A 26,608-nucleotide genomic window follows, 5' to 3' on the forward strand; every position below is an offset into this window, starting at 1 on the left:
GCATGTTCGTCGTGCGCTCACCGTGGGTGAGGGAGGGAGTGGGAAGACCGTGCACTGCCCCTTCTGCAGACACCCCGACAGCCGCGTCGTCGACAGCCGGACCACCGATGACGGTGCCGCGATCCGTCGCCGGCGCCAGTGCCCCGACTGCGGGCGGCGCTTCACGACCGTCGAGTCGGCCTCGCTGATGGTGATCAAGCGCAGCGGCGTCACCGAGCCCTTCAGCCGCAACAAGGTGATCGCCGGCGTGCGCAAGGCGTGCCAGGGCCGGCCGGTCACCGAGGACGCCCTCGCGCTGCTCGGGCAGCGGGTCGAGGAGGCCGTCCGCGCCACCGGCAGCGCCGAGCTGTCCACCCATGACGTGGGACTGGCCATACTCGGTCCGCTCCAGGAACTCGACCTCGTCGCCTACCTGCGCTTCGCGAGCGTCTACCGGGCCTTCGACTCGCTCGACGACTTCGAGCGGGCCATCACGGAGCTGCGCGAGCAGCTCCCACCCATGACTCCCGGCGGGCTTGACGAGGACCTCGGGGTCCCCGCGTCCGCGGGCACCGACTGACCGGCGTCGGGACACGGATTTGCCGACGCGCGCCCTAGCGCGCCGAGGCGTCAGACAACACATCGTGCTGCGGGAAGAACCGCGCACATCAGGGCGTTTGCCCATATTGGGAGGCGGAATGACCGAGACGACGAGCGGCCCGGCACGCGGTTCACGCACCAAGGGGTCGAAGGTGAACAAGGGCCTGCGTATCGAGCGCATCCACACCACCCCCGGCGTGCACCCGTACGACGAGGTGGTCTGGGAGCACCGTGACGTCGTCATGACGAACTGGCGCGACGGGTCGATCAACTTCGAGCAGCGCGGTGTGGAGTTCCCCGACTTCTGGTCGGTGAACGCGACCAACATCGTCACGAGCAAGTACTTCCGTGGTGCGGTCGGCAGCCCCAAGCGTGAGAAGAGCCTCAAGCAGCTCATCGACCGGGTCGTGCTCACGTACCGCAAGGCGGGCGAGAAGCACGGCTACTTCGCGGGCCCCGCGGACGCCGAGATCTTCGAGCACGAGCTCACGTACGCCCTGCTGCACCAGGTGTTCAGCTTCAACTCGCCGGTGTGGTTCAACGTCGGCACCGCCCAGCCGCAGCAGGTCTCTGCCTGCTTCATCCTGTCGGTCGACGACTCCATGGACTCGATCCTCGACTGGTACAAGGAAGAGGGGATGATCTTCAAGGGCGGCTCGGGCGCCGGCCTGAACCTCTCCCGCATCCGCTCCTCCAAGGAACTGCTCTCCTCCGGAGGCAACGCCTCGGGCCCGGTCTCCTTCATGCGCGGCGCCGACGCGTCCGCGGGCACCATCAAGTCGGGCGGCGCCACCCGCCGCGCCGCCAAGATGGTGGTCCTGGACGTCGACCACCCCGATGTCGAGGCGTTCATCGAGACCAAGGTCAAGGAAGAGCAGAAGATCCGCGCGCTGCGCGACGCGGGCTTCGACATGGACCTGGGCGGGGACGACATCACGTCCGTTCAGTACCAGAACGCGAACAACTCCGTCCGGGTCAACGACGAGTTCATGAAGGCCGTCGAGGGTGGCCGGCAGTTCGGGCTGCGTGCCCGGATGACCGGTGAGGTCATCGAGCAGGTCGACGCCAAGTCGCTGTTCCGCAAGATGGCCGAGGCGGCCTGGGCCTGTGCCGACCCCGGCATCCAGTACGACGACACCATCAACCACTGGCACACGTCGCCGGAGAGCGGCCGCATCACCGCGTCCAACCCGTGCAGCGAGTACATGCACCTGGACAACTCCAGCTGCAACCTCGCCTCGCTCAACCTGATGAAGTTCCTGCGCCACGACGACGAGGGGCACCAGACCTTCGACGCGGCGCGCTTCGCCAAGGTCGTCGAGCTGGTCATCACCGCGATGGACATCTCCATCTGCTTCGCGGACTTCCCGACCGAGAAGATCGGCGAGACCACTCGCGCCTTCCGCCAGCTCGGCATCGGCTACGCGAACCTGGGCGCGCTGCTGATGGCGACCGGCCACGCGTACGACTCGGACGGCGGCCGCTCGCTGGCCGGCGCCATCACCTCCCTGATGACCGGCACGTCCTACAAGCGGTCGGCCGAACTGGCCGCGGTGGTCGGCGCGTACGACGGTTACGCGCGCAACGCGGACGCGCACAACCGCGTCATGAAGCAGCACTCCGACGCCAATGCGACGGCCAAGCGGGTGGACGACCTCGACACCCCGGTGTGGGCGGCGGCCACCGAGTCGTGGCAGGACGTCATCCGACTCGGCGAGAAGAACGGTTTCCGCAACGCCCAGGCTTCGGTGCTCGCCCCCACCGGCACCATCGGCCTGATGATGGACTGCGACACCACGGGTGTGGAGCCCGACCTGGCGCTGGTCAAGTTCAAGAAGCTGGTCGGCGGCGGCTCGATGCAGATCGTGAACAACACGGTCCCCGTGGCACTCAAGCGCCTCGGTTACCAGGAGGAGCAGGTCGAGGCGATCGTCGCCCACATCGCCGAGCACGGCAACGTGATCGACGCGCCCGGCCTGAAGACCGAGCACTACGAGGTCTTCGACTGCGCCATGGGCGACCGGGCGATCTCTGCCATGGGCCACGTCCGGATGATGGCCGCGGCCCAGCCGTTCCTGTCGGGCGCCATCTCCAAGACGGTCAACCTGCCGGAGTCCGCGACCGTCGAGGAGGTCGAGGAGGTCTACTACGAGGGCTGGAAGCTCGGTCTGAAGGCCCTCGCGATCTACCGCGACAACTGCAAGGTCGGCCAGCCGCTGTCGGCGAAGAAGAAGCAGGACACCAAGGTCGACGCCGTCGCGGAGGCGCCGGCTCCCGTCCAGGTCGAGAAGGTCGTCGAGTACCGCCCGGTCCGCAAGCGTCTGCCCAAGGGCCGCCCGGGGATCACCACCTCCTTCACCGTCGGTGGCGCCGAGGGCTACATGACGGCCAACTCCTACCCGGACGACGGCCTCGGCGAGGTCTTCCTGAAGATGTCCAAGCAGGGCTCGACCCTCGCGGGCATGATGGACGCCTTCTCGATCGCCGTCTCCGTCGGCATGCAGTACGGAGTCCCGCTGGAGACCTACGTCTCGAAGTTCACCAACATGCGCTTCGAGCCGGCCGGCCTCACCGACGATCCGGACGTGCGGATGGCGCAGTCCATCGTGGACTACATCTTCCGCCGCCTGGCACTGGACTTCCTGCCGTTCGAGACCCGCTCCGCGCTGGGCATCCACTCCGCCGAGGAGCGCCAGCGGCACCTCGACACCGGTTCCTACGAGGCCGGTGAGGACGACGTCGACGTCGAGGGCCTGGCCCAGTCCGCGCCGCGCCACGTGGAGGTCGCCAAGCCGCTGTCGGCGGCCAAGCCGGCGGCCGCGGTCCCGGCGCCCAAGGAGGCCCACAACTCCACGGAACTGCTGGAGATCCAGCTCGGCCTGAATGCCGACGCCCCGCTGTGCTTCTCCTGCGGCACGAAGATGCGGCGCGCTGGGAGCTGCTACCTCTGCGAGGGCTGCGGTTCGACCAGCGGCTGCAGCTGAGCACGCTGATTCCCGGTTGAGACCGGGTGGCTGACCGGCCGGGCGGCATCGCGTCACGCGATGCCGCCCGGCCGGTCGCGGTCTTCCCCCGGTCCTGGCAGGCGCGTGCCGGTTGCGACGTTCGGGTGAACATCGGGGAGGCGGTGTTTCGCGCGTCAAGGGGGCGAGGGGAATAGCTCCGGAGGAAGGGCGATTGATTCAGGACGAAGATCGATTCGTGCCCGCGGGAGCCGTGCACGTGCAAGGGGGAAGACCATGTCAGGTGTGGACATTCGTTACGTCGGCGGGCCCACGGCGGTGGTGGAGGTCGGAGGGCTGCGCCTGCTCACCGACCCTACGTTCGACGAGCCGGGGGAGTACCCGATCGGCGCGCGGGCGCTGGTGAAGACGGCGGGCCCGGGCGTGGCACCGGCCGAGATCGGGCCGCTCGACGCGGTGCTGCTGTCGCACGACCAGCATCCGGACAACCTCGACCGGGCAGGACGGGCGCTGCTGGCCGAGGTCCCGCTGGTGCTGAGCACGCGATCCGCCCACGACCGGGTGGTCGGCCCGGTGCGCGCCCTGGGCAACTGGGAGCACATCGACCTGCCGCGCCCGGGCGGCGGCGTGCTGCGGGTCACCGGCGTGCCGGCGCGGCACGGACCGGACGGCAGCGAGAAGCTGGTCGGTGAGGTCACCGGTTTCGTCCTGTCGGGCAGCGGCTTGCCGACGGTCTACATCAGCGGGGACAACGCTTCGCTCGACGTGGTGCGGGCCATCGCCGACCGCTTCGGTCCCTTCGACGTGGCCCTGCTCTTCGCCGGGGCGGCCCGCACCGCGCTGGTGCCGGACGGCACGCTCACCCTGACGAGCGCGCAGGCGGCGGAGGCGGCCGCGATCCTGGACGCCCGGCAGGTGGTGCCGCTGCACTTCGAGCAGTGGGCGCACTTCACGCAGGACGGCGCCAGTGTCGAGGCGGAGTTCGCCGCAGCCGGTCTCGCGGACCGCCTGCACCGGCTGAGACCGGGTGCCTCCGTCGCGCTGTGAGCGCCCCCTCGTGGTGCCGGAATGGATCGGGCGAGGCGCCCGACGCCACTACGATGGCGCGGTGTTGGTCAAGTGGATGCGCTGCGGGGTCGTCGATCGACCGGGGTTCGACCGGGGACAGCGCCGATGGGTGGCGCTGCGCCAGCAGCCGGGGTTCCTCGGCCAGGGCGGAGGGTGGAGCCGAGCCCAGCCGGGAGTCGCGCACCTGTTCGGCTTCTGGGACGACCGGCGCTCGTACGACGCCTTCATGGCCGGTCCGCACGACGGCGTCGCCGCCGCGCAGCAGGGCACGTACGAAATGCTCGCGGTGCGGCTGTTCGAGCACCGGCTGGATGTGAAGGTCGGTTTCGAGCCACTCTTCGCCGACACCGATCTGCTCAGAGTCGCGCTGTGCAAGGTGCGGCCGGAGCGCGTCGACCACTTCACGCAGATGCAGGAGCGGGTGTGGAACCCGGCCATGGCCGGGTCGCCCGGGATGCTGCGCGGGGCCTTCGGCCGGGGCGAGACGGACGACTTCCTGGTGCTGTCGATGTGGGACTCCGCCACGGAGCACGGCAAGTACCGGGAAGGGGCCGTGGAGCGGCTGTCCGAGCGCGCCGGGCTGGACGCAGATGTGCTCTCCGTGGCCGGCGACGTGGTGGACGTGGTGCAGGCATGGACGGTCTGAGCGGGGGCGCCGATCCGGTCGGCACCGGCCACGGCGCCCGGGCATCCGGCCGGCACGGCTCGGTGGCGGAAAGGCGGCGTGGTGGCGAGCGCAATAGGCTGGCCGGTATGGGACGCCCTCAGCGCATCGTGCTCATCCGGCACGGCGAGTCCCAGGGCAATGAGGACGACACCATCTACGAAAGGGTGCCCGACCATGCCCTGGAGTTGACCGCCGACGGCCGAAGGCAGGCAGCGACGGCGGGCGCCCGGCTGCGCGCGGTGTTCGGCGGGGAGCGAGTGCAGGCATTCGTCTCCCCGTACCGGCGGACCTGGCACACCTACGAGGAGTTGGGCCTGGACCCGGCGCTGGCCACGGCGCGCGAGGAGCCCCGGCTGCGGGAGCAGGACTGGGGCAACTGGCAGGACCAGGAGGACATCCAGCGTCAGCGCAAGGCCCGAGACGCCTATGGTCACTTCTTCTACCGGTTCGCGATGGGGGAGAGCGGCGCAGACGTCCACGACCGGGTGGGCGCGTTCCTGGAGACCCTCTACCGCGCCTTCGACAAGCCGGACTTCCCTCCGAACGTGCTGCTGGTCACGCACGGGCTGACGATGCGGCTGTTCTGCATGCGCTGGTTCCACTGGACGGTCGAGGAGTTCGAGACGCTGTCCAACCCGTCCAACGCCGAGACCCGCATGCTTCTGCTGCAGCCGTCCGGCCGCTACATCCTGGACCGGCCGTTCGAGCGGTGGGGGACCCCCGGCCCGCCCGGCGGCGGGTTGCAGTGAGCGCGGGTTCGGTGCCGCATGGCCGAACCCGGGCGACCTCCCCCGCGCCCATGCCGACCTGACCGGGTACCGTCCCCGTTCTCCCCGCGGCCTCACCCGGAGGCCGGCCGCGCCGCCCCGACCAGGAAGCACGCGAACGCCGCGCCGCCCGGCTCCTCGACGCCGGGCTGGCCGGACTCCCGCGGACCCCCGACGCGCGGACGACGGACCCGCGCCCGAGCGACCCGCAGCCGACCGACGAGCAGCCCCGTACGGAGCCTGCCGAGGGCCTTGCTTAGGTCGCGTGCCGCGCCGCCACCGAGCCGAGGCCCTGCCGCCGCCCGCCTGCCGTACGTCCGCCCGTCGACGGGCGCCGACCCGTACGATCCCCTGGCGCCGGGCCGGGCGGTCAGTACGATGCGTCAGATGAAAGCGAAGGTTCCGACGCCATGATTCCCGAGCCTGCCCCCGGTCCCGGCCAGGTCGAGTCCGCCCCCGCCCGGACCTGTGACTCCGGCCGCTTGGCGCGTGCCACGGCCAGCCTGCGCGGGCTGGCGGTCGGCGACGCACTCGGGTCGCAGTTCTTCGTGCCGGCCAACTACCCCGCCCTCCAGAGCGGCGAGCTGCCGCCGGGCCCGTGGGCGTGGACGGACGACACGGAGATGGCGTGTTCGGTCCTGGCGGTGCTCGCGTCGCACGGCCGGATCGATCAGGACGCGCTCGCGTGGTCCTTCGCGGAGCACCATGACTTCGACCGCGGCTATGGCCCCGCCGTGAACCGGATGCTGCGGCTGATCCGCCAGGAGGGCGCCGACTGGCGCGAACTCGCCGCCGGGCTGTTCAACGGGCAGGGCTCGTGGGGCAACGGGGCGGCGATGCGGATCGCGCCGCTGGGCGCCTGGTACGCGGGCGACCCCGAGCAGGCCACCCACCAGGCCGAGATCTCCGCCTACACCACCCACCAGCACCGGGAGGCCGTGGCCGGCGCGATGGCGGTCGCCGCCGCTGCCGCGCTCGCCGCCGACCCCGCGGGACCTGGCGACCCGGACGCGCTCCTGGGCACGGTGCTGGACCTGGTGCCGCGCAGCGCCGTGCACGCCGGCATCCGACGGGCCCGTGACATGCTGGACTACGCCGACGTGGCGACCGTCGCAGCGGTGCTCGGCTGCGGCCGCCGCACCAGCGCCCACGACACGGTGCCCTTCACCCTGTGGGCCGCCGCACGCCACCTGGACGACTACGAGCGGGCCTTCTGGACCACCGCGCGGGCCGGCGGCGACGTGGACACCAACTGCGCCATCGTCGGCGGCATCATCGCCGCCCGCCCCGGCGGCGAACCGCCCGCCACCTGGACACGGCGGACCGAACCGCTGCCGGAGTGGGCCGCTGTGGCCTGATCGCGACGTGCATGCCCCTTCAACGGGCGGGCACGCGCTGTCCGTTCGCGCCGCCCGGTGCCGCCGATCACCCCTCTACAGGCAGGCCGTTGCCGAGAGGTAGGCTGAGCGTGTCATGCCGTACGTACCGCCCACCCACACCGTCGAGCGTTCGATGCGCGCCACCCTCGGCGTACGCACCGTCGCTGGTGTGGACGAGGTGGGGCGTGGCGCGTGGGCCGGGCCGGTCACGGTGTGCGCGGCGGTCACCGGACTGCGCCGCCCGCCCGAGGGCCTGACCGACTCCAAGCTGATCACCCCCAAGCGGCGGACCAAGCTGGCCGCTCTTCTCGCCGACTGGGTGACGTCCTATGCACTCGGCCACGCGTCGCCCGAGGAGATCGACAGCCTCGGCATGACGGCGGCCCTGCGGCTTGCGGCGGGACGCGCCCTGGAGGCGCTGCCCGAGCGGCCGGACGCGGTCATCCTGGACGGCAAGCACAACTACCTGGGCGGGCCCTGGCAGGTGCGGACCGTCATCAAGGGCGACCAGTCATGTGTCGCGGTGGCCGCCGCGTCCGTGATCGCCAAGGTGCGGCGCGACGCCGCGATGGCCGAACTCGGCGCGGAATACGCCCCGTTCGCCTTCGGGGACAACGCCGGGTATCCGTCACCCGTGCACCGTGCGGCACTCGAGGAACTCGGTCCGACCGCGCAGCACCGGCTGTCCTGGTCGTATCTGGACGCGATGCCGCGGTGGCAGCACCTCAAGAAGGTGCGGGACGACGCAGACACAGGGGAACAACTCGGTTTCGATTTCTGATTGGGGAGCCACCCCCCGCTGCGCATTCACAGCTCGTTTGATAGACATCAACTCATGCCTCTCACCCCCGAGGAGCCTCAGATTCACGAGAGCGTCCCGGGTCCCCGCACTGCTCCGGCCGCCGGCCGGAATGCGTCGACCCCCCGTCCAGTCCCCGGCCCGCCGCGACCTGCGGCACCGCGCCCCGCGCCGTCGAGGGAAGCAGCCGCCGCAGGCGTCGGTCCCGGCCGTCCCGGTCCCAACCGGCCCGCGGGCAAGGCCGGACCAGCGGCTCCGGCCGCGCCGCCCGCCGCCGTGCCCGCGCAGCGTTCCACCGACGGCACGTCCGCCCAGATCCAGCTCATCCCCGCTCCGGAGGCAGGCGCGATCGACGCGGCCGACGAAACGGTTGACCTCCTGCTGGACACCGGCCGTGCCCCCGGCGAGATCCTGGTGCTGACCGCCGGCGAGCAGCATCCCTGGGCCGCCCACGAGCTGTCCTTCGGCGAGGCGTCCTACTGGGACCAGCACGACGCGGCCGACGACGTGTTCTACGCCGACATCCGCGCCACCCGTGCCACCGGCCGCCCGGTCGTGGTCGTCGCGCTCAACGGCGGTGACGACGAAGGGATGTCGCGCGCGCTGGCAGAGGCACTGGCTCGTGCCGGTGTGCTGCTGATCGTGTGCGGCGACCCGGCCCGGATCAACGGGTTGCTCGGCGCCACGGCCTGACCGAGGGCCTGGGCGGGTCGCGGCGGCCGGACATCCGGCCGCCGGGCCTGGTCGTTGCGCCGACGCGACGCGGCCCGCCGGAGACGCGCGGGCTTGCCGCGAAGACGGTCACCCGGGCTTATGCCGCGAAGGCGGTCGCCCGGCCGGGCGGTCAGCGCACGGCGGCCTGGCGCCCAGCCAGCGGCGACCCGCTCGGAAGCGGGGCGTGCGCCGGCGGGTTCGTCCGCAGCGCAGTCGCCGAGCGGGCGTTGGGCGTACGGCCGGCGCGGCTCTCGCCGATGACGTTCCACCCGTCGTCGGTGAGGGTGACGTAGGACCCGCAGCGCAGCCCGTGCAGCGTGCAGGCGTCGCGTAGGCCCCACATCCAGGCGCCGTCCTCCGCGGTCCACTCCGGACCGCCGTCCCGGCAGACCATGAGGACCGCGACCCGCACCGGGTGGCGCAGCCGCAGGTCGTGGGGGATGACCCGGCGCAGGTGGGAGAGCAGGGCGTTGCGGCGTTCCCAGCCGTCCAGGACTCCGCCGCGACCGGTGAACGAGGCGCTGGCCCTGATCCGTCCGTCCGGGTCGTAGACCGCGACCACGGCGGTCGCCGGCGTGGGCAGATGCCTGGCGTGCAGGTCCTTGATGACGTCGCGCGGGCTGGCCAGCATCGGCACTCCGCTGCCGGCCCACTCGGCCGGCTCGACGCTGCGCGACACCCGGGGGGAACCGGCGGACGAGGTCTCAGGAACGAACCCGATGGTCACGGTCCTCCCTTCACGGATGCACCCGTAGACCGGGCGCGGGCGCACGCCGGTCAAGGGGCTCGGAGAGCCGATCGGGAATCCATCGCCAATTCTTCCTCTCGTACTGCCATGCGGCAACGGGCAATTGGTGGCAACGACCGGTATGGCAGTGTCCGCCGGATAGATCCCATCCGGCCGATCGACTCGGTCCGACACCCGCCGGGACCAGCGGGAACGCGGCAGCGGCCCCGGTGCGCGGCAGCGATCTCCCGCTGTCGGGGGCCGGCGGGTCGGTCAGGGCCGGAGCGCGTCGCCGGGGCGTGGGATTGGGACGTTGTCGGTGTTGTGGGGTTGCATGGGGACATGAGCAACCAGGAGCTGCGTGCGGAAGCCGATGCGATCCTTGCCGAGCTGGTGGGCGGCCCGGAGGGTTCGGCGCGGCTGCGGGAGGACCAGTGGCAGGCGGTGGCGGCGCTGGTGGAGGAGCGCCGGCGTGCGCTGGTGGTGCAGCGCACCGGCTGGGGCAAGTCGGCGGTGTACTTCGTCGCCACGGCGCTGCTGCGCCGGCGCGGGTCCGGCCCCACGGTGATCATCTCGCCGCTGCTGGCGCTGATGCGCAACCAGGTCGAGGCGGCCGCGCGCGCCGGTATCCAGGCGCGGACCATCAACTCGGCCAACCCGGAGGAGTGGGAAACGATCTACGCAGAGGTCGAGCGCGGGGAGACGGACGTCCTGCTGGTGAGTCCCGAGCGGCTCAATTCGGTCGACTTCCGTGATCAGGTGCTGCCCAAGCTCGCGGCCACGACCGGTCTGCTGGTGGTCGACGAGGCGCACTGCATCTCCGACTGGGGTCACGACTTCCGCCCCGACTACCGCCGGTTGCGGGCCATGCTTGCCGAGCTGCCGGCGGGCGTGCCGGTACTGGCGACCACCGCGACCGCCAACGCGCGCGTGACCGCGGACGTGGCCGAGCAGTTGGGCACCGGAGCCGGTGAGGCGCTGGTGCTCCGGGGCACGCTCGAACGCGAGAGCCTGCGGCTGGGCGTGGTCCGGCTGCCGGACGCCGCACACCGGCTGGCCTGGCTCGCCGAGCACCTGGACGAACTGCCGGGCTCGGGAATCATCTACACGCTCACCGTCGCCGCGGCCGAGGAGGCCACCGCGTTCCTGCGGCAGCGCGGCTTCGAGGTGGCCTCGTACACCGGGAAGACGGAGAACGCCGAGCGCCTACAGGCCGAGGTTGACCTGCAGGAGAACCGGGTCAAGGCCCTGGTCGCGACATCGGCGCTGGGCATGGGCTACGACAAACCGGACCTGGGTTTCGTGGTCCACCTCGGCTCGCCCTCCTCGCCGATCGCCTACTACCAGCAGGTGGGCCGTGCGGGGCGCGGAGTGGCGCACGCCGACGTGCTGCTGCTTCCTGGCAGGGAGGACGAGGCCATCTGGCGCTACTTCGCCGACACCGCCTTCCCGGCGGAGGCGCAGGTCCGGCAGACCCTCGCGGCTCTCGCCGAGGCGGGGAGGCCGCTGTCCGTGCCGGCCCTGGAAGCCGCGGTGGACCTCCGGCGCGGCCGGCTGGAGACGATGCTGAAGGTGCTGGACGTCGACGGCGCGGTCAAGCGGGTGAAGGGCGGCTGGGCGGCGACGGGCGCGGAGTGGGCGTACGACGAGGAGCGCTACGCGTGGGTGGCCCGGCAGCGTTCGGCCGAGCAGCAGGCCATGCGCGACTACGTGAGCACGCCTCGGTGCCGGATGGAGTTCCTGCGCCGGCAGCTGGACGACGAAGGGGCGGTCCCTTGCGGCCGTTGCGACAACTGCGCGGGGGCGTGGGTCGATTCCTCCGTTTCGGCCGGGGCGTTGACGGGGGCGGCGAAGGAACTGGACCGTCCCGGGGTGGAGATCGAACCCCGCCGGATGTGGCCGACGGGGATGGCCGCGCTCGGCATCGAGCTCAAGGGGCGCATTCCGGCCAAGGAGCAGTGCTCGGCCGGGCGCGCGCTGGGCAGGCTGTCGGACATCGGCTGGGGCAACCGGCTGCGGCCGTTGCTGGCCGAGGACGCGCCCGACGGACCGGTGCCCGACGAGGTCCTGCGGGCCGCCGTGGCCGTCCTCGCCGACTGGGCCCGTTCTCCCGGCGGCTGGGCGACGGACGCCCCGGACGCTTCGGCCCGGCCGGTCGGGGTCGTCGCCGTCCCGTCGCTGGCCCGCCCGGAACTGGTCGGCTCCCTTGCCGAGGGGATCGCGAACGTCGGCCGCCTCCCCTTCCTGGGCAGCCTGACGTACACCGGGGCGAGCGGGGCGCACGCGGCACGCCGTAGCAACTCCGCCCAGCGGTTGCGGGCGCTGTCCGGCGCGTTCACCGTCTCCGAGGAGCTGGCCGCTGCCCTGGCGAGCGCTCCAGGGGCCGTTCTGCTGGTGGACGACTCCACCGACTCCGGGTGGACCCTCGCGGTCGCTGCGCGCTTGCTGCGTCAGGCGGGCAGCGGTGAGGTGCTTCCGTTGGTCCTCGCTGCGGCAGGCTGATCCGGGGCTCAGGCGGGTGCCGGGTGCCGGGTGCCGGGTGCCGGGGGTTCGGGATGAGTGCTGGGGGCTGAGCGCTGAGGACCGGGCGTTGGGCCTCGTAGGTGTCCGGTCGTGCGTGCGTCGGGTCCCGCCTGCGTTGTCCACAGCCGAACGGGTGATCTCCCGCGGGAGAGTCGGCCCATGCGTCATCGTCGAGTCATGACACAGAGCGACGAAATTCAGCACGGACAGTCATCGGATGGACCGATGGAGGTCAAGGTCACGCTGCGCGGCCCGGGCGAACTCGCGGACGCGCTGCCCTATCTGCTCGGCTTCCAACCGACGGACAGCCTGGTCCTCGTGGCACTGCACGGGGAGCACGGCCGCTTCGGCGGGAGGCTGCGGGTGAGCCTGCCGGAGAATCCGGCTGACTGGTCGATCAGCGCCGGCCATCTCGCCGAGTGCCTGGTGCGGAACAGCGCCCGCCGCGGCGGACACCCCGACGCGGTCGTGGTCTTCCTCTGCCAGGACCCGTCCGAGGGCGAGCGGCCGTCGGACGTGATGGAGCGGCTGCGGCCCCTCGCCCAGCGACTGCGGCTCGCCTGCGGAGAGTTGGACGTGCCGGTGGTGGAGGCGCTGTGCGTGTCGGCCGGGCGCTGGTGGTCCTACTGCCTGCCGGACCGCGCACCGTCACCGGCCGAGGGCACCGCTCTTCCGGCGCCGGGCAGCACCGCCATGGCCGCCACTGCCGCATACGCGGGGCTTCCGACTCCCGGCTCACTGCGGGACATCGAGGCCCGGCTCAGGCCGGCGGCGGTCCGCGACCACCAGCGGGAGATCGCGCTGGACATCGCCTGCGCCGAGGTGCTGCCGCGGATGCTGGCCGACAACCGCGTCGAGGAGACGCGTCGCCGCACACTCGGGCTGGCCCGCGCGGCGCTGGAGCGGCTCCGGGCCGTGCCGCGGCTCGATGACGCGGTCAGGTCCGACGAGCAGGACGACGCTCTGCTGGCCGACGACGAGGCGGCCACCGTGATCCTCGGCCTCCAGGACAAGGCCGCCCGCGACCGCGCCGCGGAGTGGGCGGAGCCCGGGCAGGCGGACGCGGCCGTGCGGTTGTGGCGGGCGCTGGCTCGCCGCTGCGTCGGTCCGTATCAGGAGCACGCGGTCGCGCCGCTCACCCTCACCGGATGGGTCGCATGGTCGACAGGGGACGAGGCCGAGGCCCGCGTCGCCCTGCGGATGGCGCTCGACCTCGATCCGAACTACACGTTCGCCCGGCTGCTGCACACCTCCGTCAACGAGGGCCTGGACCCTGAGTTGCTGCGGCGCACCCTGCGCGAGGAACGCCGCAAGCGTGTGCTCGGCAGGGCCGCCACCCGCCGCGGGCCGACCGGCTCTGCGGGCCGAGGCCCCGACCATCGCGCGCCCAGGGACCGCCGTACCCGGACCCGCCGGTGACCGCCCTCATGACCCGCGTACCGCTCCGACGCATGGGACGGGTGGACGCCGAGCGGCGCGCACGAGGGCTCCCGCGGGGTGGTGCGTGTGGCGGTCGGGGAACGTGGGACGCCAGGGGCGGTGGCTGGGAATTGACGCCACCTGATCGTCAAGAGAGTCGATCCGGCTGTTTATCGTCAGGGAGACGACTAAGATCGCGTCATGTCGCCCTACGACCCGTCGGCCTTCCCGCCCTTCGCCGTCACCGTCGACCTGGTGGTGCTCACGGTGCGACATCACGCGCTGTGCGCGCTCTCGGTGCGCAGGGGCGAGCCTCCGTTCCAGGGCCGGTGGGCGCTGCCTGGTGGTTTCGTCCGCGACGACGAGGACCTCTCGCAGGCGGCGGCCCGCGAGTTGGCCGAGGAGACGGGGCTGCGCGCCCAGAACGGCGCCCATCTGGAACAGCTTGCCACCTATGGCGATCCGCAGCGCGACCCGCGGATGAGGGTGGTCAGCGTGGCACATCTCGTGCTCGCGCCGGACCTGCCGGCGCCTCGTGCCGGCGGCGACGCGCGCAGTGCCCGGTGGGCACCGGTCGGGACGCTGCTGGCGGAGAACGGTCAGGACCACCCGGGCGACGCGGCCCCGCTCGCCTTCGACCACGGGCGCATCCTCGCCGACGGGGTCGAGCGGGCCCGGTCGAAGATCGAGTACTCCTCGCTGGCCACGGCCTTCTGCCCTCCCGAGTTCACCGTCGGGGAGCTGCGGCGGGTGTACGAAGCGGTGTGGGGAGTGGCGCTCGACCCGCGCAACTTCCATCGCAAGGTGACCGGGACGGTCGGCTTCCTCGTGCCGACCGGAGGCACGACGACCCGTCAGGGCGGGCGCCCGGCACAGTTGTTCAGGGCCGGGGGTGCGGCGCTGCTCAATCCGCCGATGCTCCGACCGGAGGTGTAGTTTCGGGGCTTTTGTCCGTTTTATTGGGTATTTCAGCGCTATGGTGTTGGAGTGATCCAGGCCATCGGACTGACCAGCTTGTCCCGTCGCAACACCCCGCCTGCCGTCGCCGACCTGACCTTCGAGGTGCGGGAGGGCGAGGTGACCGGCCTGCTCGGACCGGCGGGCTCGGGCAAGTCCACCGCGCTGCGCCTGCTGCTGGGAGTGCAGCCGGGCCGCGGCGCCACCCTCGTCGACGGTCGCCCGATGCACGAACTGGCCCGCCCCGCCCACGAGATCGGTGCCGTGCTCGGCGACGTCCCCGGGCACCCCCGCCGCAGTGCTCGCGGCCACCTGCGCATGCTCTGCTCCGCCTACGGACTGCCGCTCGCGCGCGCCGACGAGGTCCTCGAGGCGGTCGGCCTGGACGCGGTGGCGCACGAGCGGCTCGACACGCACTCCCTCGGCATGGACCGCCGGCTGGGCTTCGCCGTCGCGCTGCTCACCCGTCCGCGCGCCCTGATCCTGGACGACCCCGCCCACGGTCTGCTGCCGCGCGAGGCCGCCTGGGTCCATGAACTGGTGCGCCGGCACGCGGCGGAAGGCGGCGCCGTCCTGCTCACCGGCAGGGATGCCGGAGCGCTGGCCCGTACGTCCGACCGCGTGCTCGCGCTGGACGGCGGCCGGCTGGTGGCCGACGAGGCCGCGGCGCAGTTCGCGCGCAGCCGGCTGCGTCCTTACGTGGCGGTGCGGTCGCCCTACGCCCAACGGCTGGCGGAACTGCTCAGCGACGACGGCGCCGAGGTGGTCGCCGCGAGCGGCAGCCGTATCGCGGTGTACGGCACGACGTCCGCGGTGGTGGGGGAGACCGCCTACCGGCACGGCATCCTGCTGCACGAGCTGGCCGACACCAGTGCCGACCAGCTCGACCGGGAGCGGGCCGAGGCCGATCCGGAGGAGGCGGCCGTGCCGCGGCAGCGGACCGAGGACCGGCGGTCGCGGCGCATCGGGCGCCGTCCTGGCCCGGTCCGCCCGATCGGGTACGAGGCCCGTCGCGCCTTCGGCGTGCGCACGCCCTGGCCCACGGTGTTCGGCGCGCTGCTGTGCTCGGCGCTCGGCGCGGTGCTGATCGCCCGGAGCGGAGTGGCGCACAGCTCGGCCCTGCACTTGCTGTCGGGCTGGGCGCCTGAACTACCCCTGCCCGCGGCGGCGATCGGGGCCGGACTGCTCGGCGCGCTCAGCTACGGCCAGGAGTTCCGCTACCCGGCACTCGGCCCCGGCCATGGCCCCGAGCCCCGCAGCCCCCGCCTGCTCGGCGCCAAACTCGTGGTCGGTGCGGTGACGGCGTTGCTGCTCGCCGCAGCGGCCATCGCCGTCGACGTCGCCACCCTCAGGCTGCTCGTCCCCCGCGGTCATGCACCGGACCCGCTCGCCCACCCCACCGCGCTGGCCGGCTGTGCCGCGCTCGCGGTCGGGTGCTGCTGGGCCGGGGTGCTGGCGGCGGCGGTCTTCCGCACCACCGCGCTCGGAGTGTCCGCGGTGCTCGCGGTGCCGCTGCTCGCCGTACCAGCCGTGCGTGCCCTGCTCGGTGGGCCGCAGGCAAGGGAACTCGGCGATGCCGGCGAGGCGTTGTGGTCGGTGGTGAGCGGCGTGCCCCAGGGTGGCGGGGGCGTGAGCGGCGCGCTGCGCCTCGTCGGCCAACCCCTCTTCCTGGGGCTGGCGTTGTCACTCACCGTGCTGGTCGGCGCTTTCACGGCAAGCGCGTTGCGCGGGCGGCGGCAGGAGCGGCGGTCAACTGCCGTGTCCACCGGAGGGAGTGCGCCGCTCCCTGGAGAGGATGGGTGAATCCTCCAGAAAAAACGTCAATTATCAGGTGATGAGTGCTCACCCTTTCGTGTGCTTTTCAGCAAAGCCCTCAAGGCCGGGTTCGGCATCGCCGACAAAGGATGCGTGAGTACCCTTGCGCATTCCATGATGACCGCGGCCCGTTCTGCCGACTCCGGTATCGCCGGTTCGGGCGAGCTCGATCGCTATCCGTACACCGATGCCCCCGGCACCGACCGCCCCGGGCTCCACGCCTGGGAAGGCGTGGAGCCTGACATGAGCCGGGTCGGCCGCCGCGCCGGAGGCAGCCGCGGCCGTGGTCTGCACGGCCAACTCGTCCAGCAGCTCGGTCAGATGATCGTCTCGGGCGACCTGGGTGCCGATCGCCCGCTGGTCCCCGAGGAGATCGGCCAGCGCTTCGAGGTCTCCCGCACCGTGGTGCGCGAGTCCCTGCGCGTGCTCGAGGCCAAGGGCCTCGTCAGCGCGCGGCCGAACGTCGGCACCCGGGTCCGCCCAGTCAGTGACTGGAACTTGCTCGACCCCGACATCATCGAGTGGCGTGCCTTCGGTCCGCAGCGCGACGACCAGCGCCGCGAACTGCTCGAACTGCGCGCGACCATCGAGCCGGTCGCCGCCCGGCTGGCGGCCGGCCACGGCCGCGAGGACGTCCAGCAGCGGCTGGCGGACATGGCCGAGATCATGGCCCACGCCAGCGCCCAGGGCGACTCGCTCACCTTCAGCCGGGCGGACGCCGAGTTCCACACCCTGGTGCTCCAGGTCGCGGGCAACCGGATGCTGGAGCACCTGTCCGGCATCGTGTCGGCCGCCCTGCACGTCTCCGGCGGCCTGGCCACCGGCTGCGAGCGTCCGGGGGACACCTCGGTCGGCCTGCACCACCGGATCGTGGAGGCGCTGGCCGAAGGCGACGGCGGCACCGCCGAGGCGGCCATGCGCCAGCTGCTGGCCGCGCCGTCCGAGCCGGCAGCAGCGGCGCCCGCCGCCGACCATGTCGTCCCGGCGCCCCGCGAGAAGAACTGATCGCCCCGGGAGCCGCCGCGGGCCCCGATCCGGGGGTCGGCGGCGGCCCCATGTGTGCGAGATGTCCGGTTCTGGTATGTATCAGTACGTTATGGGGTGTGACTCGGGCCACGTAAGCTTGGCGTAACGCTTGGCGAGGCAGTGCGATGACTTAAGAGGTGGCCGCCGCACACGCAATGTTCAACCGAATATTCGGCGTCAGGACTGATGCCGAGTCGCTGTGCGGTACCACTCAGTCGTTCCCATCGTTCCGAGAGGTTGTTCGTGTCGGCCAGCACATCCCGTACGCTCCCGTCCGAGATCGCCGAATCCGAGTCTCTGATGGCGCTCATCGAGCAGGGTAAGGCCCAGGGCCAGATCGCCGGCGACGATGTGCGTCGGGCGTTCGAAGCGGACCAGATTCCGGCAACCCAGTGGAAGAACGTTCTGCGCAGCCTCAACCAGGTCCTCGACGAGGAGGGTGTGACGCTGATGGTGACCGCCGCAGAGGCGCCCAAGCGCACCCGTAAGAGCGTCGCAGCCAAGAGCCCGGCGAAACGTACTGCCACCAAGACGGTCGCCACCAAGACGGCGGCCCCAGCCAAGAAGACCGTAGCGCCCAAGGCCCCCGCCCCGGAGGCGGTGACCGAGGCCGAGACCACGGTGGAGCCATCGGTGGAGGCGGAGAACTCAGCCAAGAAGGCGCCCGCGAAGAAGACCGCGGCCAAGAAGTCGGCTGCCAAGAAGGCCACGGCGAAGAAGGCCACGGCGAAGAAGTCCTCGGGTGACGACGCCGAGACGGACGAGTCGATCGAGGACGCCGCGCCCGGCAAGGGCGGCGAAGAGGATGCCGAGAAGCCGGAGTCCGAGAGCTTCGTGCTCTCCGACGACGACGAGGACGACGCGCCTGCCCAGCAGGTCGCCGTCGCCGGCGCCACCGCCGACCCGGTCAAGGACTACCTGAAGCAGATCGGCAAGGTCCCGCTGCTCAACGCCGAGCAGGAGGTCGAGCTCGCCAAGCGGATCGAGGCCGGCCTGTTCGCCGAGGACAAGCTCGCGGCGGCCGACAAGCTCGCGCCCAAGCTCAAGCGCGAGCTGGAGATCATCGCCGAGGACGGTCGCTGGGCGAAGAACCACCTGCTGGAGGCCAACCTCCGCCTCGTGGTCTCGCTGGCCAAGCGCTACACCGGCCGCGGTATGCTCTTCCTCGACCTGATCCAGGAGGGCAACCTCGGCCTGATCCGTGCGGTCGAGAAGTTCGACTACACCAAGGGCTTCAAGTTCTCCACCTACGCGACCTGGTGGATTCGTCAGGCGATCACCCGTGCCATGGCCGACCAGGCCCGCACCATCCGTATCCCGGTGCACATGGTCGAGGTCATCAACAAGCTGGCCCGCGTCCAGCGCCAGATGCTCCAGGACCTGGGCCGCGAGCCCACCCCGGAGGAGCTGGCCAAGGAACTCGACATGACCCCCGAGAAGGTCATCGAGGTCCAGAAGTACGGCCGTGAGCCCATCTCGCTGCACACCCCGCTCGGCGAGGACGGCGACAGCGAGTTCGGTGACCTGATCGAGGACTCCGAGGCGGTCGTGCCCGCCGACGCGGTGAGCTTCACCCTCCTCCAGGAGCAGCTCCACTCGGTCCTGGACACCCTGTCGGAGCGCGAGGCGGGCGTGGTCTCCATGCGCTTCGGCCTCACCGACGGGCAGCCCAAGACGCTGGACGAGATCGGCAAGGTCTACGGAGTGACGCGCGAGCGCATCCGCCAGATCGAGTCGAAGACGATGTCCAAGCTGCGCCACCCGTCGCGGTCCCAGGTCCTGCGGGACTACCTGGACTGACGCCCCCCGACCCGGCCTTCCCCCGGCGCTGAACCGGCGCCTGGGGCGGCCCTGGGACGGTTGCCTCTGCGGATGCGGCCTCCTGACCTGTCGATGACTCTGGGTATGCAGAGTGATTCACAGGGTCAGGAGGCCGTATGCGTTTCAGTGTCCGTACCGTCATCGCGGCGATAGTCGCGCTGCTGCCGGCTCTGGTGGTGCCGCTGGCGCTGCCCGCCACCCCGGCAGCGGCCCACGAGGTCGTCGTGGGCGGTACCCCGACCACGACCCAGCAGGAGCCCTGGGTGGTGGCCCTGTCCAGCCGCTCCCGCTTCGGCGACGACCGATCCGGCCAGTTCTGCGGCGGCGTGGCCGTCGGGGCCCGCACGGTGGTCACCGCCGCGCACTGCTTCGGCAAGGAGGCGCTGGGCGTGTCCGACTGGCAGCAGTTGCCGGATCTCAGGGTCATCGCGGATCGCACCGACCTGAGCGGTGACAGTGGTGAGGAGCTCCGGCTCTCCAAGGTGTGGGTGAACCCGAACTTCGACCAGACCACCAACGCGAACGACGTCGCGGTGATCACGCTGGCGGAGCCGCTGCCCGACGGCGCGGCAATCCCGATGGCCGAACCCTCGGACACGGATTCCTACCGCCCAGGCACCCAGGCCCAGGTCTACGGCTGGGGGGACACCACCGGCAATGGTGACTACGCGACCGCGCTGCGTACCGCGAACGTCACGGTCTTCGCCGACTCGGTGTGTGAGCAGGCGTACCCGGGCGGTAGCGTCGGCAGCTATGTGCCCGCGTCGATGATGTGCGCGGGCGCGCAGCAGGGCGGGCGCGACGCATGCCAGGGCGACAGCGGCGGTCCGCTGGTCGTCGCCGGCCGGCTGGTCGGCCTGGTGTCATGGGGGAACGGCTGCGCGATGGCGGACTACCCGGGTGTGTACACGCGGGTGTCCGCGATGAAGGCGCTGATCGCACAGCACATGTGACGCAGCGCGACGCACGGAACCGATGGCCCGTCGCGGCGCGCCACAGGGACCGTCGGGGAGCCGACGGCCCTGTTGGGCGCCCGATGGGTCCGGAGGTGTACCGGTCGGCCTGAGACGTACCGGCTGGGTCTCGGACCTGACGGCGAGCAGGAAAACCCGCGGGCGGACACCCCCTCAAGGGGTCCGTCCGCCCGCGGCTCCGAACTCGTCGCTGGTCTGAAGGCTCAGCGCTCGTCGTCTCCCGTCGACGCCGGGGTCTCGTTCAGCCGACCGGTCTCGTCCTGTATCTCGGCTGCGATCTTCTTCAGTTCGGGCTCGAACTTGCGGCCATGGTGCGCGCAGAAGAGCAGCTCTCCGCCGCTGATGAGCACGACACGCAGGTAGGCCTGAGCGCCGCAACGGTCGCAGCGGTCGCCCGCTGTCAGCGGACTCGCGGGGGTCAGAACAGTAGTCACGTCGCCTCTTCTCTAGCTCGACGAGCTGTCGTACCAGGGTCAACATCCAACCAGGCCGAAAACGTTCCCGCTGACGGCTTTTTCTCGGAACCGTCCTCGGTGTGACCGGGTGTTACCGATTGGCGGCGAATAGGAGTCAATTGCGGCGGATGTCGGGTGTGGAGCTGTTGTCCGGATCGCCCCCCGGCTGGCAACCGGGTTGTTGGAGAGGACGTGCCCGGAGCCTAAATGGTTCATGCCTCTTTGGGAACGTGACATGTGTATCACTCGCGCGGGTTATCGAACGCCTGCTCGACGAGGACTAGGATGAACCATCCAGATGCCGGGTCGCGGCAGTGTCCACCTGCCCCGCATCGGTACCCTCTCACCGACACGGCTGAATATCTTGACCGAGGAGCTGCCCGCGTGACCGCCGAAACATCCGTGCCGCCCGCCGCGCTGCTGACGGGCGCAGATCGTGACGGTTCCAATTACACCGCGCGGCACCTCCTCGTCCTCGAAGGTCTCGAGGCCGTCCGCAAGCGACCCGGTATGTACATCGGGTCGACCGACAGTCGCGGACTGATGCACTGCGTCTGGGAGATCATCGACAACTCCGTCGACGAGGCGCTGGGCGGCCATGGCGACAAGATCGAGGTCGTGCTGCACTCCGACGGGTCCATCGAGGTCCGTGACAACGGCCGCGGCATCCCGGTCGACGTCGAGCCGAAGACCGGCCTGTCCGGTGTCGAGGTCGTCATGACCAAGCTGCACGCCGGCGGCAAGTTCGGTGGCGGCTCCTACGCCGCCTCCGGCGGTCTGCACGGCGTCGGCGCCTCGGTGGTCAACGCGCTGTCCGCGCGCCTGGACGTCGAAGTGGACCGCGGCGGCCACACCCACAGCATCAGCTTCCGCCGCGGTGTCCCCGGGATCTTCACCGAGTCCGGCCCCGACGCGCCCTTCGAGCCGGCCAGCGGCGTGACCCGCACCAAGAAGATCCCCCGCACCCGCACCGGCACCAGGGTGCGGTACTGGGCCGACCGGCAGATCTTCCTTAAGGACGCCAAGCTCTCCCTGGACAACCTCCACCAGCGCGCCCGGCAGACCGCGTTCCTCGTCCCCGGTCTGACCATCGTGGTGCGCGATGAGCGCGGCATCGAGGAGGACAAGCCGGTCGAGGACGTCTTCCACTACGACGGCGGCATCAGCGAGTTCTGCGAGTACCTCGCCCCCGACAAGCCGATCTGCGACGTGCAGCGGCTGACCGGCAGCGGCACCTTCAAGGAGACCGTCCCCGTACTCGACGACCGCGGACACATGACCCCCACCGAGGTCACCCGCGAACTCGGTGTCGACATCGCGCTGCGCTGGGGCACCGGTTACGACACCTCGCTCAAGTCGTTCGTGAACATCATCGCGACGCCCAAGGGCGGCACCCATGTGACCGGATTCGAGCGGTCGGTCGCCAAGACGGTCAACGAGGTGCTGCGCGCCACCAAACTGCTGCGCGTCGCCGAGGACGACATCGTCAAGGACGACGCGATGGAGGGGCTGACGGCGGTGGTCACCGTCCGGCTGGCCGAGCCGCAATTCGAGGGGCAGACCAAGGAGGTGCTGGGCACCTCGGCGGCGAACCGGATCGTGGCCGCCGTGGTGGCCAAGGAGCTCAAGGACTTCCTGACCTCCACCCGGCGCGACACCAAGGGCCAGGCCCGGGCCGTCCTGGAGAAGGCCGTCGCCGCGGCCAGGACCCGGATCGCCGCCCGGCAGCACAAGGAGGCGCAGCGCAGGAAGACCGCGCTGGAGACCTCCTCGCTGCCCGCCAAGCTCGCCGACTGCCGCAGCGACAACGTCGAGCGCAGCGAACTGTTCATCGTCGAGGGCGACTCGGCGCTCGGCACCGCCAAGCTGGCGCGCAACTCGGAGTTCCAGGCGCTCCTGCCGATCCGCGGCAAGATCCTCAACGTGCAGAAGTCCTCCGTCTCGGACATGCTCAAGAACGCCGAGTGCGGGGCGATCATCCAGGTGATAGGAGCCGGCTCCGGTCGCACCTTCGACATCGACCAGGCGCGCTACGGCAAGGTGATCTTCCTGGCCGACGCCGATGTCGACGGCGCCCACATCCGCTGCCTCCTGCTGACGCTCTTCCAGCGCTACATGCGCGCCATGGTCGAGGAGGGCCGGGTCTTCTCCGCCGTCCCCCCGCTGCACCGGATCGAGCTCGTCCAGCCCAAGAAGGGGCAGGACAAGTACCTGTACACCTACTCCGACGCCGAACTTCGCCAGACCCTCCAGGACCTCAACCGGCGCAACGTCCGCTACAAGGACAGCATCCAACGCTACAAGGGCCTCGGCGAGATGGACGCCAACCAGCTGGCCGAGACCACGATGGACCCGCGCCACCGCACCCTGCGCCGGATCAACATCAGCGATCTCGAAGCCGCGGAGCAGGCGTTCGACCTTCTGATGGGCAATGAGGTCGCGCCGCGCAAGGAGTTCATCTCCAGTTCCGCCTCGACCCTGGACCGCGCGCGGATCGACGTCTGACCCGCGGCCGTACGAGCGTTCCGCCACCCGCCACACGCGCCCGCCCGCTCCCCGTCAACGCGGGAGGGGGCGGTCGCGCGCGGTCGCGGCGGACCTCTTCGCCGGGCCCGATCCTCACTTCCCCGCGCGGAGCTTGGCGCAGGCGTCGGCGATGACGTCGAGCAGGCCGATCGTCTCGTAGGACAGGTTCTTGCCCCAGTAGCCGGGGCCCTCGTCGGCTGCGTCGCCGAGTTGCGCGCCCAGTGCGGTCAGGACGGCGGCGAACTCCGCGTCCGTCCGCGCCTGGGAGGCGCCCAGTTCCAGAGGCATGGCTGTCATCCTGTCCCGCCGGCGCACCTGCGCGGTGAGGCGCGTGAGAGACCGCGTCGGACCCGCTCGAACGGCTCGGCCGCCGGCTGTGCTCAACCCGGGCCGGCCCGTTCTCCACCCCCGGGTGGAGAACGTTTTTCAACCCACGGCTTGATCCGCTGACCAGTGGATTTCCGTAGATTCGAGGACATAGCCCATCGTCGAATCGCCCTTCGGAGGCAACTGCCATGTCCGGTCTGGTCAACGCGCTGGTGATCCTCGCGGTCATCGGGGTGGTGCTCGCCCGCCAGCTCAGGCCCCGTGCCGTCGGGGGCGGCCGGTGGTGGCTCATGCCCGCTGTTCTGCTCGTGTTGGCGATACGGGACGGAGGCGGCCTGATCGACGGGCAACATGAGCATGCCGCCGTGACGCTGCTCGCCGCGGAGTTGGTGGTCGGTGCCGTGATGGGGATCGTCTGGGCCATGACCACCCACCTGTGGACCGAGTCCGACGGCCGGGTGATGGCGAAGGGCACCAAGGCGACCCTGGCGGTATGGGTGCTGGGCATAGCCGTACGCGTGGGGCTCTACGCGGTCGCGTCCGCGGTGGGCGTGCACCAGAGCTCGTCCTCGGTGCTGCTCGCGGTCGCCGCGACACTGCTCATACGCAGCGGGGTGCTCTTCTGGCGAGCCCAGAGCCTGGGGCCGTCGTACCGTACGACCTCATGAGCACCTGGACGTCCTGGCCCTCTCAGGAGGCGCTGTCCCGTGAGATTCGGCCACGGGCCCGGCGCAGGATCGGGCGGGGCATCCGGCTGGTCCTGGCGGCCGCCGCGATGTGGGGGATCATCGCCAGAGGCGAACTGAGCCCTTGGGAGACCCTGGGCGCGTGCCTTGGGGTGCTGGTCCTGTACGGGGTGGTGTGGTGCTACTTCCGGACCACTCTGCGGCACCGGCTGTGGCTGGCGTTGGGCATGCTCGCGCTGCTGGTGGCAGGAGGCGCCATCGCGGCGGGCCTGGACGCGACTCTTCCCGCGGTGATGCTGTGGTGCGGCTGCGCGGTGCTGGCGCTGGAGCGGCTGCCGCTGGCCGCGGGGCTTCCGGTGGCGGCGGTCGCGTTGACGGTCTTCGCGCTGTTCGACAGCGGTGACAACTGGCTGGTGACGACGCTGACCGCGCTCGGACTGTCGCTCGTGGGCTACACCGTGCGGTTGGACGCGGAGGCGCGCGGGAACACCCATCGGCTGCTCGTCCAGGAGCGGGCCGCGCGGAAGGCCGAGGCGGAGACAGCGGCGCTCGCCGAGCGGGCCAGGATCGCCCGGGAGATCCATGACGTGCTCGCGCACAGCCTGTCCGCGCAGGCGGTCCACTTGGAGGCCACCCGGCTGCTGGTCGAGCGGGGGGTGGAGCGGGAGGTGGTGCTGGAGCGGGTGGTGGCGGCCCGGCGGATGGCACGGGAAGGGCTGGCCGAGACGAGGCAGGCGCTGTCCGCGCTGCGCGGGGACATGGCGCCGGTGGAGGAGTTCCTGCGGGAACTGGTGGCGTCGGAGGGAGCACGGTTGGAGGTGGACGGGGAGCCGCGGCAACTGCCGGCGGAGGCCGGGCTCGCGGTGCGGAGAGTCGCGCAGGAGGCGATCACGAACGTGCGCAAGCACGCGCCGGGAGCGGAAGTCGTGCTCCGCCTGGAGTACCGGCCGAAGGAGGTGGAGTTGGAGTTCCGCGACTTCGGCGGCCGATCGCCTGTGGATAACTCTTTGGGGGTCTCCGGATCGGGCTACGGTCTTCGAGGGATGCGGGAGCGCGCCGAACTGCTGGGCGGCGCGTTGGACGCCGGACCGGCAGAGGAGGGCTTCGTGGTGCGCTTGCGGGTGCCCGCGTGACGCGGGTGGTGGTCGCGGACGACCAGACGGTGGTACGCGAAGGAATCGTGATGTTGCTGGGGCTGCTCCCTGGCATCGACGTGGTGGGAGCGGCAGGAGATGGAGAGGAGGCGGTGCGGCTGGTGGCGGAGCAGCGGCCGGACGTGGTGCTGATGGATCTGCGGATGCCCCGCTGCGACGGGGTGGAGGCGACCCGGCGGATTCGGGCGCAGCACCCGGGGACGCAGGTGGTGGTGCTGACGACGTACGCGGACGACGACTCGTTGTTCCCGGCGCTGCGGGCTGGGGCGCGGGGGTATCTGACGAAGGACGCGGGCGGGGAGGAGATCGCCCGGGCCATCGCCGATGTGACGGCGGGCCGGGCGGGGTTGTCGTCGTCGGTGCAGCGCCGGGTGCTGGATGTGCTGGCGCAGGGTGAACGCGCGGCGGTGGGCCCGTTGCGGCAGGAGGGAGAGGAGTTGCCCGACGGGCTGACGATACGGGAGGCGGAGGTGTTGGCACTGGTGGCGGAGGGGTTGTCCAACACGGAGATCGCCGAGCGGCTGCACGTGAGCATGGCCACCGTAAAGACGCACATCAACAACCTGTTTGCCAAGACCGGGGCACGCGATCGGGCTCAGGCTGTGGGATACGCCTACCGGCACGGGATCACCTGATGGTGTGAAGGTTTCGGCTTGTTGGACCTGGATCTTCCCGCTCTGTCCATGATTGGGCGCACGGCCGACCGGCCGGTGGATCGAGGAGAGTTCGGTGGACGAGCACGGCGGGGGAGACCCGGGGACGCTGGGGGTGGACAGCCCGTGGCGGCAGACCGCGGTGGCACGGCAGTGGCTGCCGGAGCCGGATGCCGGTCCGGGCGCGGACAGAGAACAGGCGGAGCCGCCCGCGGAGATGCCACGGGCGCGTCGCGAGGACGAGGCGGCCATCCGGGCGGCGGTGTACCTGGAGGTCCAGCGCAGCGCGACGTTCGGGGAAGTGCGGGACAGCTACCGGGGGTTCGCGTTTCCGGCGGTGGCGGCGTTTGTCACCTGGTATCTGGTCTACGTGGTGGCGGCGACCACCGCGCCGGGGCTGATGGCCCGGCGGGTGGCGGGTGAGCTGAATGTGGCGATGGTCGCGGGGCTGGCGCAGTTCGCGACGACTTTCCTCCTGACGTGGGCGTATGCGCGGCACGCGCGGCTGCGGCGGGACCGGGCGGCACTGGACCTCCGGTGGACGTTGGCCACCAGGACCGGGCAGGAGCGGGTGCGGTGACAGGGCAGTTGACGAGTCGGCCGGCGGGA

At 71.1% G+C, this 26,608-nt stretch carries 23 protein-coding genes; 20 read left to right on the forward strand and 3 right to left on the reverse strand.

Features of this window, described 5'->3' with window-relative positions; all coding sequences use genetic code 11:
- Positions 1–49: 49 nt before the first annotated feature.
- The 8 genes from nrdR to OG370_RS31595 all read left to right on the forward strand — a co-directional run bounded on the left by nrdR (position 50) and on the right by OG370_RS31595 (position 8,915).
- Positions 50–559: a transcriptional regulator NrdR gene (gene nrdR, locus OG370_RS31560; protein ID WP_328470232.1), complete on the forward strand. Its 510-nt coding sequence runs from the start codon at positions 50–52 to the stop codon at positions 557–559.
- A gap of 118 nt (positions 560–677) precedes the next feature.
- Entirely contained in the window at positions 678–3,563 is a 2,886-nt protein-coding gene (locus OG370_RS31565; RefSeq protein ID WP_328470234.1) for a vitamin B12-dependent ribonucleotide reductase, read from the forward strand.
- 255 nt (positions 3,564–3,818) lie between these two features.
- The gene (locus OG370_RS31570) at positions 3,819–4,589 is read left to right on the forward strand and encodes an MBL fold metallo-hydrolase (protein ID WP_328470236.1); all 771 of its coding nucleotides are present in this window, start codon (positions 3,819–3,821) and stop codon (positions 4,587–4,589) included.
- 61 nt (positions 4,590–4,650) lie between these two features.
- Positions 4,651–5,256 carry a YdbC family protein gene (locus OG370_RS31575; protein WP_328470238.1) on the forward strand — a complete coding sequence of 202 codons (606 nt, stop codon included), beginning with the start codon at positions 4,651–4,653 and terminating at the stop codon, positions 5,254–5,256.
- Between the two features lie 107 nt (positions 5,257–5,363).
- Entirely contained in the window at positions 5,364–6,026 is a 663-nt protein-coding gene (locus OG370_RS31580; protein ID WP_328470240.1) for a histidine phosphatase family protein, read from the forward strand.
- A gap of 428 nt (positions 6,027–6,454) precedes the next feature.
- Positions 6,455–7,402, forward strand: coding sequence for an ADP-ribosylglycohydrolase family protein (locus OG370_RS31585; protein WP_328470242.1), 948 nt, complete (start codon positions 6,455–6,457; stop codon positions 7,400–7,402).
- A 115-nt stretch (positions 7,403–7,517) separates the two neighbouring features.
- Positions 7,518–8,204: a ribonuclease HII gene (locus OG370_RS31590; protein ID WP_328470244.1), complete on the forward strand. Its 687-nt coding sequence runs from the start codon at positions 7,518–7,520 to the stop codon at positions 8,202–8,204.
- A 54-nt stretch (positions 8,205–8,258) separates the two neighbouring features.
- Positions 8,259–8,915, forward strand: coding sequence for a hypothetical protein (locus OG370_RS31595; RefSeq protein WP_328470246.1), 657 nt, complete (start codon positions 8,259–8,261; stop codon positions 8,913–8,915).
- A gap of 151 nt (positions 8,916–9,066) precedes the next feature.
- Here OG370_RS31595 and OG370_RS31600 read toward each other — a convergent pair whose 3' ends face one another.
- Positions 9,067–9,663 (reverse strand): hypothetical protein, encoded by a 597-nt coding sequence (locus OG370_RS31600; RefSeq protein WP_328470248.1) that lies wholly within the window; start codon positions 9,661–9,663, stop codon positions 9,067–9,069.
- Between the two features lie 342 nt (positions 9,664–10,005).
- Here OG370_RS31600 and OG370_RS31605 point away from each other — a divergent pair, with 342 nt between their 5' ends.
- From OG370_RS31605 to OG370_RS31635, 7 genes are all read left to right on the forward strand, one after another.
- Positions 10,006–12,165, forward strand: a complete 2,160-nt coding sequence (locus OG370_RS31605; RefSeq protein ID WP_328470250.1) for a RecQ family ATP-dependent DNA helicase — start codon at positions 10,006–10,008, stop codon at positions 12,163–12,165.
- A gap of 246 nt (positions 12,166–12,411) precedes the next feature.
- Positions 12,412–13,605 (forward strand): DUF4192 domain-containing protein, encoded by a 1,194-nt coding sequence (locus OG370_RS31610; protein ID WP_328470252.1) that lies wholly within the window; start codon positions 12,412–12,414, stop codon positions 13,603–13,605.
- A 201-nt stretch (positions 13,606–13,806) separates the two neighbouring features.
- Complete coding sequence (locus OG370_RS31615; RefSeq protein ID WP_328470254.1) at positions 13,807–14,541, forward strand: NUDIX hydrolase; 735 nt, start codon at positions 13,807–13,809, stop codon at positions 14,539–14,541.
- A 51-nt stretch (positions 14,542–14,592) separates the two neighbouring features.
- A complete protein-coding gene (locus OG370_RS31620) occupies positions 14,593–16,365 on the forward strand; it encodes an ATP-binding cassette domain-containing protein (RefSeq protein WP_328470256.1) in 1,773 nt (590 codons plus the stop codon).
- Positions 16,366–16,470: 105 nt separating this feature from the next.
- Positions 16,471–17,382, forward strand: a complete 912-nt coding sequence (locus OG370_RS31625) for a FadR/GntR family transcriptional regulator (protein ID WP_328470258.1) — start codon at positions 16,471–16,473, stop codon at positions 17,380–17,382.
- Between the two features lie 264 nt (positions 17,383–17,646).
- Positions 17,647–19,203 carry an RNA polymerase sigma factor gene (locus tag OG370_RS31630; protein WP_328470260.1) on the forward strand — a complete coding sequence of 519 codons (1,557 nt, stop codon included), beginning with the start codon at positions 17,647–17,649 and terminating at the stop codon, positions 19,201–19,203.
- Positions 19,204–19,340: 137 nt separating this feature from the next.
- Complete coding sequence (locus OG370_RS31635) at positions 19,341–20,177, forward strand: S1 family peptidase (RefSeq protein ID WP_328470262.1); 837 nt, start codon at positions 19,341–19,343, stop codon at positions 20,175–20,177.
- Positions 20,178–20,401: 224 nt separating this feature from the next.
- On the opposite strand, the gene OG370_RS31640 is transcribed toward OG370_RS31635, so the two are convergent.
- The gene (locus OG370_RS31640; RefSeq protein WP_103884849.1) at positions 20,402–20,632 is read right to left on the reverse strand and encodes a DUF7455 domain-containing protein; all 231 of its coding nucleotides are present in this window, start codon (positions 20,630–20,632) and stop codon (positions 20,402–20,404) included.
- Between the two features lie 405 nt (positions 20,633–21,037).
- Here OG370_RS31640 and OG370_RS31645 point away from each other — a divergent pair, with 405 nt between their 5' ends.
- Positions 21,038–23,158, forward strand: a complete 2,121-nt coding sequence (locus OG370_RS31645) for a DNA gyrase/topoisomerase IV subunit B (RefSeq protein WP_328470266.1) — start codon at positions 21,038–21,040, stop codon at positions 23,156–23,158.
- A 114-nt stretch (positions 23,159–23,272) separates the two neighbouring features.
- Here the strand turns inward: OG370_RS31645 and OG370_RS31650 are convergent, their stop codons facing one another.
- A complete protein-coding gene (locus OG370_RS31650; protein WP_328470268.1) occupies positions 23,273–23,467 on the reverse strand; it encodes a hypothetical protein in 195 nt (64 codons plus the stop codon).
- 227 nt (positions 23,468–23,694) lie between these two features.
- On the opposite strand from OG370_RS31650, the gene OG370_RS31655 reads away from it, so the two are divergent.
- The 4 genes from OG370_RS31655 (at position 23,695) to OG370_RS31670 (ending at position 26,579) form a co-directional block, all read left to right on the forward strand.
- Positions 23,695–24,174 carry a DUF1453 domain-containing protein gene (locus tag OG370_RS31655; RefSeq protein ID WP_328470270.1) on the forward strand — a complete coding sequence of 160 codons (480 nt, stop codon included), beginning with the start codon at positions 23,695–23,697 and terminating at the stop codon, positions 24,172–24,174.
- Complete coding sequence (locus tag OG370_RS31660; protein ID WP_328470272.1) at positions 24,171–25,325, forward strand: sensor histidine kinase; 1,155 nt, start codon at positions 24,171–24,173, stop codon at positions 25,323–25,325. The genes OG370_RS31655 and OG370_RS31660 overlap by 4 nt, the downstream gene beginning before the upstream one ends.
- Positions 25,322–25,981: a response regulator gene (locus OG370_RS31665; RefSeq protein WP_443060780.1), complete on the forward strand. Its 660-nt coding sequence runs from the start codon at positions 25,322–25,324 to the stop codon at positions 25,979–25,981. The genes OG370_RS31660 and OG370_RS31665 overlap by 4 nt, the downstream gene beginning before the upstream one ends.
- A gap of 94 nt (positions 25,982–26,075) precedes the next feature.
- A complete protein-coding gene (locus tag OG370_RS31670) occupies positions 26,076–26,579 on the forward strand; it encodes a DUF485 domain-containing protein (protein WP_328470274.1) in 504 nt (167 codons plus the stop codon).
- The last annotated feature ends 29 nt before the right edge of the window (positions 26,580–26,608 follow it).

This window comes from Streptomyces sp. NBC_00448 (genome assembly GCF_036014115.1).
In the GTDB taxonomy this organism is placed as follows: Bacteria; Actinomycetota; Actinomycetes; order Streptomycetales; family Streptomycetaceae; genus Actinacidiphila.